The organism is Sphingomonas sp. NPDC079357 (assembly GCF_044901155.1).
In the GTDB taxonomy this organism is placed as follows: domain Bacteria; phylum Pseudomonadota; class Alphaproteobacteria; order Sphingomonadales; family Sphingomonadaceae; genus Sphingomonas.
In genome coordinates this window covers 630,612-642,691 of record NZ_JBJDOM010000001.1, presented here as the reverse complement: position 1 = coordinate 642,691, position 12,080 = coordinate 630,612, and the positions used below count along the sequence as shown (strand labels likewise).

The 12,080-nt window shown below is 68.1% G+C and carries 13 protein-coding genes; 8 read left to right on the top strand and 5 right to left on the bottom strand.

The window, feature by feature from the left end; all coding sequences use genetic code 11:
- Nucleotides 1–517 precede the first annotated feature (517 nt).
- The 3 genes from ACI2JO_RS03030 to ACI2JO_RS03020 all read left to right on the top strand — a co-directional run bounded on the left by ACI2JO_RS03030 (nt 518) and on the right by ACI2JO_RS03020 (nt 4,496).
- The gene (locus tag ACI2JO_RS03030; protein WP_404719267.1) at nt 518–1,669 is read left to right on the top strand and encodes an EAL domain-containing protein; all 1,152 of its coding nucleotides are present in this window, start codon (nt 518–520) and stop codon (nt 1,667–1,669) included.
- The gene (locus ACI2JO_RS03025) at nt 1,666–4,041 is read left to right on the top strand and encodes an ATP-binding protein (RefSeq protein WP_404719266.1); all 2,376 of its coding nucleotides are present in this window, start codon (nt 1,666–1,668) and stop codon (nt 4,039–4,041) included. The genes ACI2JO_RS03030 and ACI2JO_RS03025 overlap by 4 nt, the downstream gene beginning before the upstream one ends.
- A 68-nt stretch (nt 4,042–4,109) precedes the next feature.
- Nucleotides 4,110–4,496, top strand: a complete 387-nt coding sequence (locus ACI2JO_RS03020; protein WP_404720311.1) for a response regulator — start codon at nt 4,110–4,112, stop codon at nt 4,494–4,496.
- Between the two features lie 46 nt (nt 4,497–4,542).
- Here the strand turns inward: ACI2JO_RS03020 and ACI2JO_RS03015 are convergent, their stop codons facing one another.
- Nucleotides 4,543–5,382, bottom strand: a complete 840-nt coding sequence (locus ACI2JO_RS03015) for a class I SAM-dependent methyltransferase (protein ID WP_404719265.1) — start codon at nt 5,380–5,382, stop codon at nt 4,543–4,545.
- 12 nt (nt 5,383–5,394) lie between these two features.
- Between ACI2JO_RS03015 and ACI2JO_RS03010 the strand changes: the two genes are divergently transcribed.
- Genes ACI2JO_RS03010 through ACI2JO_RS03000 form a run of 3 tightly spaced genes read left to right on the top strand, consistent with a single transcriptional unit; the run spans nt 5,395 to nt 6,866 of the window.
- Nucleotides 5,395–6,144 carry a ComF family protein gene (locus ACI2JO_RS03010; protein ID WP_404719264.1) on the top strand — a complete coding sequence of 250 codons (750 nt, stop codon included), beginning with the start codon at nt 5,395–5,397 and terminating at the stop codon, nt 6,142–6,144.
- 31 nt (nt 6,145–6,175) lie between these two features.
- Entirely contained in the window at nt 6,176–6,433 is a 258-nt protein-coding gene (gene grxC, locus ACI2JO_RS03005) for a glutaredoxin 3 (protein WP_404719263.1), read from the top strand.
- A gap of 7 nt (nt 6,434–6,440) precedes the next feature.
- The gene (locus ACI2JO_RS03000) at nt 6,441–6,866 is read left to right on the top strand and encodes a DUF1178 family protein (RefSeq protein ID WP_404719262.1); all 426 of its coding nucleotides are present in this window, start codon (nt 6,441–6,443) and stop codon (nt 6,864–6,866) included.
- A gap of 87 nt (nt 6,867–6,953) precedes the next feature.
- Here the strand turns inward: ACI2JO_RS03000 and ACI2JO_RS02995 are convergent, their stop codons facing one another.
- Together ACI2JO_RS02995 and leuA are read right to left on the bottom strand one after the other, a co-directional pair.
- Nucleotides 6,954–7,616, bottom strand: a complete 663-nt coding sequence (locus ACI2JO_RS02995) for an HAD-IA family hydrolase (RefSeq protein ID WP_404719261.1) — start codon at nt 7,614–7,616, stop codon at nt 6,954–6,956.
- Nucleotides 7,613–9,271 carry a 2-isopropylmalate synthase gene (gene leuA / locus ACI2JO_RS02990; RefSeq protein ID WP_404719260.1) on the bottom strand — a complete coding sequence of 553 codons (1,659 nt, stop codon included), beginning with the start codon at nt 9,269–9,271 and terminating at the stop codon, nt 7,613–7,615. Before leuA ends, ACI2JO_RS02995 begins: the two co-directional genes overlap by 4 nt.
- 242 nt (nt 9,272–9,513) lie before the next feature.
- On the opposite strand from leuA, the gene ACI2JO_RS02985 reads away from it, so the two are divergent.
- Nucleotides 9,514–9,903 carry a BLUF domain-containing protein gene (locus tag ACI2JO_RS02985; RefSeq protein ID WP_404719259.1) on the top strand — a complete coding sequence of 130 codons (390 nt, stop codon included), beginning with the start codon at nt 9,514–9,516 and terminating at the stop codon, nt 9,901–9,903.
- 68 nt (nt 9,904–9,971) lie between these two features.
- Nucleotides 9,972–10,337 (top strand): hypothetical protein, encoded by a 366-nt coding sequence (locus tag ACI2JO_RS02980; RefSeq protein WP_404719258.1) that lies wholly within the window; start codon nt 9,972–9,974, stop codon nt 10,335–10,337.
- Nucleotides 10,338–10,373: 36 nt separating this feature from the next.
- Here ACI2JO_RS02980 and ACI2JO_RS02975 read toward each other — a convergent pair whose 3' ends face one another.
- On the bottom strand, nt 10,374–10,991 hold the full coding sequence (locus ACI2JO_RS02975) for a YceI family protein (RefSeq protein WP_404719257.1): 618 nt from the start codon (nt 10,989–10,991) through the stop codon (nt 10,374–10,376).
- Nucleotides 10,992–11,086: 95 nt separating this feature from the next.
- Nucleotides 11,087–11,875, bottom strand: a complete 789-nt coding sequence (locus tag ACI2JO_RS02970; RefSeq protein WP_404719256.1) for a hypothetical protein — start codon at nt 11,873–11,875, stop codon at nt 11,087–11,089.
- Nucleotides 11,876–12,080 lie beyond the last annotated feature (205 nt).

Here is a 12,080-nt window from a genome sequence, read left to right as displayed (position 1 = left end):
CGGGCGCTCACGGCTTGATCGCCGGCAACAGACAGCCGATTCGAAATGAATGAGATCGCGTGGGAGGATCACGACGGCCGCGGATCGCTGGCCGGATCACTCATGTTCGCATGGGCGGCGGCATGCCACCCGTCACTGCTGGTGCGGCGGTCCGGCCATTGGCCGGACCGCCCCTGTAATTACCAGGGCTTGACGACGATACCGACGGCAAGCGCGACGATGAATGCGATCATGGGTCTCTCTCCCTTATGTGTCCCCCCCGAAGGGTGACTTCTACTTAAGGGATCGTTAGGCATGGCTCAATGGCGTTAACCCTTTATTCACCATCCGCCATGACCACTTAAGTCATTCTTCAAGAGTGAGTTCTACGACGCGGAAGGACATGGCCAGTCTGTACCACCTTGCTCCGCTGACTTCGTGCGATCACGACCCCGCGCCTCCGGCGTGGCAGCAGGGTTGCGCGCTGCTAAAAATATGTAATTTCAACGACTTGCGCCGCCGGGTCGGGGTTGCGGGGATGCGGCGCCTGATGGGGGTGCTGCTGGAGAGGCTTGCCGCTTCGGTGCCCGACGCAACCGTCGTCCTCGCCGGTCGCGACGTGTTCGAGGTCGATTTTCTCACCGCCCGGCCCGACGCGTTGGCGCAGGTGGTGGCCGAATGTCGGGCCGCATGTGCCAACGCGGTGCACATCGAAAAAATTTCCTGCTTACCCAAATTGGTGATCTCTGGAGTGATCGGGCGGCCCGAGGACGACGCGACCGGGCTGATCGAGCGGGCCGAGGCGGCGTTGGCCGAGGCGGAGCTCGCCGCCGCTATCCCCGATGTGGTGGGGACGGGCGAAACCGCCGATAGCGTCGTCGCCGAGCTCGACGGCGCGCTCGATCGTGGCGAGATGGTGCTGCACTATCAGCCGAAGGTGCACATCCGCCGTCAGGCGATCGATTGCATCGAGGCGCTGGTTCGCTGGGAACATCCCGAGCGGGGGCTGGTGCCTCCCGGTGACTTCATCCCAGCTACCGAGCGCGCGATGCGCATGGAGCGGTTGACGCTCTGGACCATCGCGCAGGCGATCGTCGACCAGCGTGCCTTGCGCGCGCAGGGGCATGACCTGCGCATCTTCATCAACATGTCCGGACATTTGCTCGCCGATGCCGACTTCGTGCGGCTCGCCTGCGCCGCGATCGTCGCCGCCCCCGACGCGCGCCTCGGTTTCGAGGTGACCGAGACCTCGGTGATCCGCGATCCCGACGCCGCGATCGCGCACCTGCGCGATTTCGACCGAATCGGCGTGCGCATCTCAATCGACGATTATGGCGCCGGCCTGTCGAGCCTTGCCTATCTGAAGCAATTGCCGGCCTGTGAGCTGAAGATCGACAAGCTGTTCGTCACGCAACTCACCAGCTCGAACCGCGATCCGCTGATCGTTCGCTCGACGATCGACCTGGCGCATGCGCTCGACATGGAAGTGGTCGCGGAAGGTGTCGAGACGCAGGCGGCGCTGGCGTTGCTGTCGGTCATGGGCTGCGACATGGCGCAGGGCTATTTCATTAGCCCGCCGCTTGCTCCCGCGCCGCTTGCCGCGTTCCTCGCCGCCGAGCAGCATCGGCAGGCGACCCAGGATGTGCGCGGCTCGTTCACGCGCCGTGCTGCCGGCTGGAAGCGGGGATGACCGCAGCGGCGCGGCTCGCGCTCGGCGCCGTCCTCGCCGCCTCGGCGCTCAGCGCCCTGCCCGTGGAGGCAGCACCGGTCGATATCGCGACGATCGAGCGGCGAATGGCGAGCGATCCCGAGGCGGCGCTGGCGCTGGCGACATCGGCGCGCGCGCGGCTGCCCGCCGCGGCGCAGCGCTCTGCCGAGGCGGCGACGTTGCTGTGGCTGGCGGGCGAGGCGCAGGTACGCATCGGCGATCCACGCGGCGGCCTGCACACGCTTGCCGAGGCGCGTGTAGCGGCGCGCGCGGCGTCCGCGCCGGCGCAGCTGCTCGCCGATATCACGCTGTCGCAGGGCGGGGCGCTGACCGATGCCGGGCAGATCGCCGACGCCTTGTCGACGTTGCAGCGCGCGCATCGCATGTTCGTGGCGCTGCGCGATCATCGCAGCCAGGCACGCTCGCTGATCCTGATCGCCCTGCTTTATGCGAGCGCGCAGGACCATGCGACGGCGCTGCGCTATTTCGATCAGGTCGAGGCCAATTACCCCGGCGATCCCGGGTTGGCGATGGCAGTGGAAAACGGTCGCGGTAACGCGCTGGTCGCGCTCGGGCGTTTTGCGGAGGCGGAGCAGGATTTCCGCGAGGCGCTGGCGGCGGCGCGCCAGGTGCGGAGTGTGCCCGTGATCGCGCAATCGCTTGGCGACCTGTCCCTGGCGCAATTGCGCGGCGGCGACGTGGCCGGCGCAGCGCGCAGCGTCAACGCCGCGCTGGCCGCCTCGCGACGCCCTGACGCAGCAGCGATCCGCCCTCAATTGCTCGCCGCGGCGGCGGACGTTGCGCTTCACGCCGGCGACCCGCTTCGGGCGCGCCGGCTCGTCGAGGAGCGCTTCGCCGGTGTCGACCTGACCGGAACGATCCTCGCCGACCGACACGCGCACGACGTTGCCTACCGGACCTTTCTGGCCTCGGGCGATACCGCCGCCGCGCTGCCGCACCTCGTCGCGGTCCAGCGGCTCGACGCCCAGGCGACCGAGATCGCCCGCTCGACCAGTGCCTCGCTTGCCGCCGCCCGCTTCGATTACGCCAATCAGGAGCTGCGGATTGCGCGTCTGAAAGCCGCCGGACTTGCGCGCACGATCGCCTATCAACGCGCGACCGGCCGATCACAGCGGCTGATCCTGTACGGTGTCGTCGGTGCGACCCTGCTGGTGATCGGCTTGCTCGTCGCCGGACTGGCGCTGATCGGGCGGAGCCGCAATCGTGAGCGCGCCGCCAACCGCGATCTGGCCGCCAGCAATGCGCAGCTCGAAAAGCTGTCGCGGGCGAAGACCGAATTCCTCGCCACCACCAGCCATGAAATCCGCACGCCCTTGAACGGCATCCTCGGCATGACGCAGGTGATGATCGCCGACCGGACGCTCGACCCGCTGGTGCGTGAGCGGCTTAACGTCGTGCATGGTGCGGGGCAGACGATGCGCGCACTGGTCGATGACATCCTCGACATGGCGAAGATCGAAACGGGTCGGCTGACGCTGGAGGCCGCCCCGTTCGACCTGCACGCGACTCTCAACGCCGCGGCGCAGCTGTGGCGTGATCCGGCGGTGGCAAAGGGGTTGCGCTTCGAGGTCGACGTGGCGGATGCGCCGCAGTGGATCGTCGGCGACGCGGCGCGGCTGCGGCAGATCGTCTTCAATCTGCTGTCGAACGCGGTGAAGTTCACCGAAACCGGGCTCGTCTCGTTGCGAACGACCAGCGCCGGAGGGCGATTGCGGATCGCGGTCACCGACCATGGCATCGGCATGGACGGCGCGACGCAGCGGATCATCTTCGAATCGTTCCGCCAGGCCGACGCCAGCACCACGCGCCGTTTCGGCGGAACCGGGCTGGGGCTGGCGATCTGTCGCAATCTTGCCCGCGCGATGGGCGGTGACGTGACCGTCGAGAGCCGGCTGGGCGCGGGATCTTGCTTTGTCGTCGACGTGCCGGTGATCGTCGCCGATGCTCCCGCTGCGATCGACATGACGGGCGGGTTGCTGATCGTCGAGCGGCAGCCGATCACCCGCGCAACGCTCCGCACCCTGTTCGCAGCCCAGCCGCTGGTGACATTCTGCGACGCCGATGATGCCGTGGCGCAGGTCGCGGCATTGCGGCCGCGCGGCGTACTGGTCGACGCCGGCACCTACGGCCGGCGACCCGCCGATCTTGCCGCATTGGTCGCGGTGGCGCAGGATGCGCCGGTCGCCTTGCTCACGCCGACACTCCCGGAGGAGGAACGCCATGCGTTGTATGGTGCGGGTATCACAAATGTTATCGAGAAGCCTGTTTCCAAACAGGGTCTGGTGGACGCAATAGGTGCGATGCTCAGGCACCCGGTCAGGAGTGCCGCGTAACGGGCGGAACCAACCGGCAGGCAGATCTGCCGGCGGAGCGTTATCTGGAAAGGCGAGATATGGCGGCGATGACGGTGCTGTTCATCGAGGATGACAGAATGAACCGTCGGGTTGTCCGCGACATGCTGGACGTCGCCGAGGTCGAGATGGTCGAGGCGGAGAGCGCCGAGATCGGTCTTGAGCTGATCGACACGCACGATTTCGCCATCGCCTTGATCGATCTTCGGATGCCCGGCATGGACGGCCTCACCGCGATCGGTCACATCCGCGCGCGCACCGATGCGAAGGCACGGCTGCCGATCATCGTCGTCACTGCCGATACAGCGGTCGATCTGCGGCAGCGTTGCGTTGCGGCGGGGGCGAACGACGTGATCTTCAAGCCGGTCGCCATGGACGAATTGTTCGATGCGATGGGCCGGCTGCTCGCCGAGGATGGCGACGCCGCGCTGATCTGAACGCGGCGCCATCGCCCGGACGTGATCCGGTAAACCGCTTTCTTCGCTACTCCGCGCGGGGCCGCAACGCCGCCGCCAGCGACGCCCCCGCGCTGCCGCGCCGCGCCGGCTGGGGCTGGTCGGGCGAGGGCGACCAGCCGGTCAGGAAGATCAGGTCGAAGCGCTCCGCCGTCCGCCCGTCCGGGTCCGCTCGCGCGGCGAAGTCGGCGGCGGCCCGCGCCAGCACGTCGCGGCGTAGCGGGTGACGTGTGGCGAGCACGTTGCTCCCCGCCATACCGCGAAGATCGTCGAGCAGCCGCCCGAACGCGCCATATCGCACCGTCAGCGTCTCGCTGTCGGCGACCGGCAAGGTCATTCCCGCGCGCACCAGCAGATCGCCCGCCGAGCGCAGGTCGACCTGCGGATGCAGCCGCGCCACCGGCCGCTCGCCCTCCGCCTCGCGCAGCACCGCGCGCAGCGTCGACAGGCTGTTCCCGCCGACAAACGCGCCCAGAAACAGCCCGTCCGGGCGCAGCGTCCGCCGGATCAGCGTCAGCGCGCCGGGCAAGTCGCCGACGCCGTCGAGCGTCCCGGCCGCCACCACCAGGTCAAACGCGGCGTCCGCGAACGGCAGGCGATCCTCGTCGCCCTGCACACCGCCCGCCGCGCGCGCGAAGGCAAAGCCCGGATCGAACCGCGCCACCCGCGCGCCCGCCGGGGGCACGAACGACGCATCGAAACAGCCGAGATCCAGCACGTCGCTGAAGTCGCGCTTCACCGCGCCCAGCCGGTCGACGATCCCCTCGATCATCGCCGCGCGCAGAAAGTCGTGCTCGGCATAGCCGGCGGCGACCCGGTCGCGACGAAGGCGGCGTGCGGCGCGGTCGAAGATGTCGGGAGAGGCCATGATGCGCGTGGCTTGTGCCTGTTCGCGGCCCGCGCCACAAGGCCGGGTGTGTTCGGTCGACTGCTCGATCTCGTCCTTCCACCGCGTTGTCCCGGCTGCGGCGCGACCGTTGCCGGGCAGGGGCGGTTCTGCGCGCCCTGCTGGTCGAGCCTGCGGCTGCTCACGCCGCCGTGGTGCGCGAGCTGCAACCTGCCCTTTGCGTTCGATCGCGGTGAAGGTGCGTTGTGCGCCACCTGCCTCGCCAACCCACCCGATCATGGCGGCGTCCGTGCAGCGGTCGCGTATGGAGACGTCGCACGCTCCGTCGCGCTGCGGCTCAAATATGGCGGTCGTCCTTTCTACGCCGCGACGATGGCGGCGCTGATGCTGCGCCATATGCCCCCGGCGGCGACATTGTTGATCCCGGTGCCGCTCCATCGCCGGCGCCTGTGGTCCCGCGGCTACAATCAGGCGGCGCTGATCGCTACCGCATTGGGCAAAAGCGCGCACGTGCCGGTCGATGTTCATGCACTGGAGCGTCACCGTGCGACCCCGCCGCTGCGTGATCACTCCGCCAGCGCGCGCCGCGCGGTCGTAAAGGGCGCCTTTCGCGTCACCCCGCACGGTCGCGAGACGGTGCGCGGGGCGTCGCTGGTGCTCGTCGACGACGTCTACACCAGCGGCGCGACCGCCCAGGCGTGCGTGAAGGCGCTGCGCGGCGCCGGGGCGGCTGCGGTGACGATCCTCGCCTGGGCGCGCGTGATCGACGGCGCAAGCGATTGACAGCGCGGGCCGTCGCTCACACCTAGGCGATATGGCAAAGGTCGAGATCTACACCAAGGCGTTCTGTCCCTATTGCGCGCGCGCGATGAACCTGCTGGCATCGAAGGATGTCGCGGTCGAGGAGACAGACATCGGCATGAACACCGCCAAGCGCGGCGAAATGATCGAACGCGCCGGAGGACGCACCACGGTGCCGCAGATCTTCATCGACGGCACGCATGTCGGCGGTTCCGATGATCTCGCCGCGCTGGAGCGTGCGGGCAAGCTCGACGCGCTGCTCGGCTGCTGACAATGCGATGATTGTGTTCGATCTGCGCTGCGCGCGCGACGGTCATGTGTTCGAGGCATGGTTTGCGTCTTCGGCCGCTTACGACGACCAGCGCGCGCGCGGCTTGCTGGCTTGCCCGTCATGCGGCGCGGGCGAGATCGACAAGGCGGTGATGGCGCCGAACGTCGCGCCCAAGGGCAATCGCGGCGTCGCACCCGCCGAGGTCAAGGCCTTGCTCGCCAAGGTCGCCGAGGCGCAGCGCCGCGCGCTGGCCGGCTCGCGCTGGGTCGGTCGCGATTTCGCCGCCGAGGCGCGCGCGATGCACGTGGGCGACAAGCCGGATGCGCCGATCCACGGTCAGGCCAGCCTCGCGGAGGCAAAGCAACTCGCGGAGGAAGGCGTCCCGATCGCGCCGCTGCCGCTGCCAGTCACCCCGCCCGAGACGGTGAACTGACGGCTGCCATCGCTGGCCGTCAATTTCAGCGCGGATCTTCCAACCGGTCCTTCCCGCTTTCGCGGGACTGACGAAAGAGGTGCAGCGTCAATCCCCCGCCGCCACCCGCTCGTGCAGCAACAGCGCGCCGTCCTCCGCCAGATCGACCGATAGCGCGCCATAATCCACCACGCTGCCATGCGCCGTCTCCAGACGCACATGATGAGTCGCGGTGATCACCATAACGTCCGCCCCGGCGGCCTCGCCCGCTGCAATCCCAGCGGGGGCATCTTCCCACACCAGACACTCGTTTGCCGCCACACCCAATCGCTCCGCAGCGAGCAGGAAGCAGTCGGGCGCAGGCTTGCCACGCTCGACATCGTCGGCGGTCACCATCACCTTCGGCATCGCCAGCCCCGCTGCGCGCAATCGCACCTCCGCAAGCGAGCGTGGCGCGGAGGTCACGATCGCCCAGCGGTCCGCCGGCAGCGCGCGGGTGAACGCTGCCGCTCCCGCGATCGCGACCACGTCGGCGACATCATCGATCTCGGCCTGCAACAATGCCTCGAACTCCGCCTGCGGATCGACGCCCGGCGGGGCGAAGCGACGGATCGTCTCGATCGCGCGAACGCCGTGCATCACCGCCATCAACGCGTCGACGTCGATCGCGTGGCGTTCGGCCCATGCGGTCCACGCACGAACCGCCGACGGGATGCTGTTGATCAGCGTTCCGTCCATGTCGAACAGAAAGGCGGCGTAGCGGCGCTTCATGCGCGGTTCGCCGCGGAGAGCACCGCGCGGACGCTGGCGGTGGCGATATCGCTGTCGATCCCGACCCCCCACGCCGTCCGGCCATCGCCGGTGCGGCATTCGAGATAGGCGACCGCCTGCGCGCCCGCGCCATGCCCGATCGCATGCTCGCTATAGTCGACGACGTCCAGATCCGGCCCGGTGCTGTCGGCCAGCGCCGCGATCACGCCCGAGATCAGGCCGTTGCCGCGCCCCGACAGCGAGCGTTCCTCGCCATTGATCGCCACCCGCCCGACGAACACGCGCTCGCCGGTCGCGCCGGTTTCCTCATAGTCGCGCAGCACGAAGCGGTCGGCGTCGCCGGGCAGATAGGCGCGCTCGAACGCACCCCAGATATCGGCGGCGTTCAACTCGCGGCTGCTTTCGTCGGCGAGCGCCTGGACATGACGGCTGAAGTCGGCCTGCATCCTTTTAGGCAGCTTCAGCCCCTTGTCCTGCTCCAGCACCCACGCGACCCCGCCCTTGCCGCTCTGCGAGTTGACGCGGATGACGGCTTCGTAGCTGCGTCCGAGATCGGCCGGGTCGATCGGCAGATACGGCACTTCCCACAAGGTATCGTTGCGCGCCGCCTGTGCGGCGAAGCCCTTCTTGATCGCGTCTTGATGACTGCCCGAAAAGGCGGTGAACACCAGATCACCGGCATAAGGTGTGCGCGGATGTACCGGAATGTTCGTCGCATATTCGACCGTCTTCACGATCTCGTCGATGTTCGACAGGTCGAGCTGCGGGTCGGTACCCTGCGTGTACATGTTGAGCGCGACGGTCACGAGATCGCAATTGCCGGTCCGCTCGCCATTGCCGAGCAGGCAGCCCTCGACGCGGTCCGCCCCCGCCATCAATCCAAGTTCGGCGGCCGCGACGCCCGTGCCGCGATCGTTATGCGTGTGGAGCGAGATCACCACCGCCTCGCGGTTCGGGATGTTGCGCCCGAACCATTCGATCTGGTCGGCATAGACGTTCGGCGTCGCGCACTCGACCGTCGCGGGCAGGTTGAGGATGATCGGCGCGTCGGCGGTCGGGCGCAGCACCTCCATCACCGCCGCGCAAACCTCGACCGAGAAATCCAGCTCTGCGGTCGAGAAGGTCTCCGGCGAATATTCGAATTGCCAGCGCGTGTTCGGGCGCTTGGCGGCCTCGTCGCGCAGCACTTTCGCGCCCTCGACCGCGATGTTCCTCACCTCGTCGCGCGTCATTCCGAACACGATCTTGCGCCATGCCGGGCTGACCGCGTTGTAGACATGGACGATCGCGGTCTTCGCGCCCTCGAGGCTCTCGAAGCTGCGTTCGATCAGGTCGCGGCGCGATTGCGTCAGCACCTGGATCGACACATCGTCGGGGACGCGGCCCTCACGCACCAGCCCGCTGATAAAGTCGAATTCGGTCGCCCCGGCGCTCGGGAAGCCGACCTCGATCTCCTTCAATCCCACCTTCACCAGCAGGTCGAAAAAGCGCGTCTTCTTCTCGGCGTCCATCGGGTCGATCAGCGCCTGATTGCCGTCGCGCAGATCGGTCGACAGCCAGCGCGGCGCGCGGGTGATCGTGTTTGACGGCCAGCGCCTGTCGGGCAGGTCGACGGTCGGGAAGGGGCGGTATTTCTGGCTCGGATCGCGCAACATCACGGGGCTCTCTTATGCAGGAGCGTCGGGGAAAGGTTGGATCAGCCCTTAGGCGCGTCGCGCGTGCGATGCACGCGTCGGAGGGTCCGCGCCTAAGGGCGCGTAAGTCGCAGGAGAAGGGCCGGGTGGCGCGTCATGAGGGCTGTGCCTAGCGTGCACACCGGCCTGCTGTCCAGTGCGGCAAGGTGATTGAGGAAAAAGCAATACTTCTCGGCCATTTACTGAGTCGCACGGGAGTTTGCATGTTACAGATCGTCTACATCAGCACGGCAACGGGCGCGGTCGACACCGCCACGATTCTCGCCACCTCGCGCCGTAACAACGCTCGCGATGGTCTGACCGGCCTTCTCTACACCAACGGCAAGCGGTTCCTGCAGGTGATCGAAGGCGAGCCCGCCCATGTCGAGCGGACGATGGCGCGGATCGACGCGGATCCGCGCCATCGCGCTATGGTGGTGCTCTCATCGCGCGATGTGGGCACACGTGAGTTCGGCGCCTGGGCCATGGCCGAACGTGTCGCGGGCGACGATGCCGATGCCTTTGTGGCACGCGTCCGCGCGCTGGTCGCGCGGGCGGCACCCTCGGTGCAGGCGACCTTCGACGGCTTCGTCCAGCTCCACCGCGCCGCCTGAGATCATCGCTTGCCCGGCCGTCGTGCCGGCGCAATAACGCTCCCCGAACAACAAAAGGGGGGATGACGATGCGCACGATCATCATGGCAGCGGCGATCGCGATGACGGCGTCAAGTGTCGTGTCGGCGGCCGAGACGGGGGGCTATGGTCCCGCGCTGCGCAAGATGCTGACCGATGCGGCGGGCGGGCATTGTCCCGACGATCTGATGGCCGAGCCGCTGCTGTCCGCGTGCCGCGCGCAATTGCCGCAGATGCAGCCCGGCCTGACGGCGCTTGGCGCGGTTGGCGATCTGTCATTCATCAAGGCCGAGGGCGACGGCGACACGCGCATCGAAACCTACGCGGTCAAATTCGCGGGCGGGACGACCGCGATCTGGAGCATCGGTCACCGCAAGGACGGGAAGTTCGGCGCGGCCTACTCGCTCGGGCAGTAACATCCGGCCCCGCGCGCGGCGGGGCCGGAAAATTGGTCAGGCGGTGAACGCCGCCTGCACCGTCAGCTTGACGTTGTCGGAAACCACCGGCGCGGCATAGCCGAGCCCGAAGTCGCTGCGCTTGATCGTGCCGGTGCCGGTGAAGCCGAAATTGACTTTCTTGCTCATCGGGTTGGTGCCCGCACCGACGAACGTGACGTCCAGCGCGACCGGCTTGGTGACGCCCTTGATGGTCAGGTTGCCGTTCAGCGTCGCCCGGTTCGGCCCGCGCGGCGTCACCGAGGTCGAGACGAAGCGCGCGGTCGGATTCGCCGCGGCGTCAAAGAAGTCGCCGGACTTCAGGTGCTTGGCAAATTGCGCCGAGGTGGTCGACAGCTCGTCGATCGCGAAGGTCACGTCGACCTTGGTCGCGGTGGGCTTCTTCGGGTCGATCGTGATCGAGCCGCCCTGCGCGCCGAACTGGCCCTGCAGCATCGAGAAGCCCATGTGGTTGACCTCCCACGTGACCTGCGTGTGCGCGGGATCGACCTGATAAGTGCCCGCGGTGACGCGCGCCGCCTGCGGCTGGCCGGGCTGCTGCGGGGTGGTCGCGAGCTGGGCGACGGCGGGAACCGCGAGCGTCGTGGCGAGAACGGCGGCGATGATCGGACGCATGTTATTGATCCTCCTGTTGTGGGGGCGGTTGCACCACAGTTTCGCGTCGTTGCGAAGACGCCGCGCACGAAACGGATCATTTCGCGGGGAGGCCGCTATTCGCCCACAGGCTCCTGATCAGGCTCGCCGCCGCCGGTCGGTATGATGTCAAAACGGATCCGCACCCATGCGCCGATCAGCTCGGTCCCGCCCTTGCGCGGCGGTCGCACCAGGAACTGCCACGCCGCCTGCCGCAGCGCGCGCCCGATCCCCGAGCCCGGCGTCTCGCCCAGTTCGCGGCAATCCTCGACATGGAAGCGCGGCGCGGTGCGGCACGCGACCATCCCCCAGCCGGTCTTGCCACGCGGCATATACGGCTGCGTCTCGGCGGGGCGGGGACGGCGATACCATTCGGCGGCGTAGAGCGGCTCGCCGCCCGGCCCGAGCCCAACGGTCTGCGTGTCGTCACCACGCCCGCTGTCGCCCTTGCCGCCCGCCGATGGGCCGGCGGTGCCCTTGATCGTGCCGATGTCCGAGGCGGCATAGTCGACATGATTGAGGATCATGACGCCGGGCAGGTGCAGCGGCTGTTCGGGGAGCGGCGGCGCCGGCACCGGCCGCGGGGCGACGACGCGCGGCGGCGTGATCTCGCTGCGGGTCGGCGCGGGCTGCTGGCGCTGCGCCTTTTGCGTGTCCGATTTCTGTTGCTTCGCGCCCTCGTCGCGCACGTCGAAGCTGACCAGCCGCCGCCCGTCGCCAAAGTCGCCGTGCACCACGCCGCCCATGGTGAGCAGCGCGAGGATGATCGCGATCGCGATGCCGATCGCCAGCAGCACCGACACGACGCGGCTGCCCGTGTCCTGACGGGTCCGGTACGACGAAGCTCGGTACGTCGCCGTCCGCATCTGCGCGCGAGTACAGGAGGCAGCCGCAGCCGGCAATCGTGTTCGGGGTTACAAAGCGGTTAGGTGTTGGTTCTGGAAAAGCCCCTCCCTTTCAACGGAGGGGAGCAGCGCTTCTCACCCGCCGCCCCGTCGGACCCGGCAAAGCCGTGCCCGATGGGCTGGCTCTGCCGCGCCGGCCGATCTGGCGCAGTCGAGCGGCAGCATG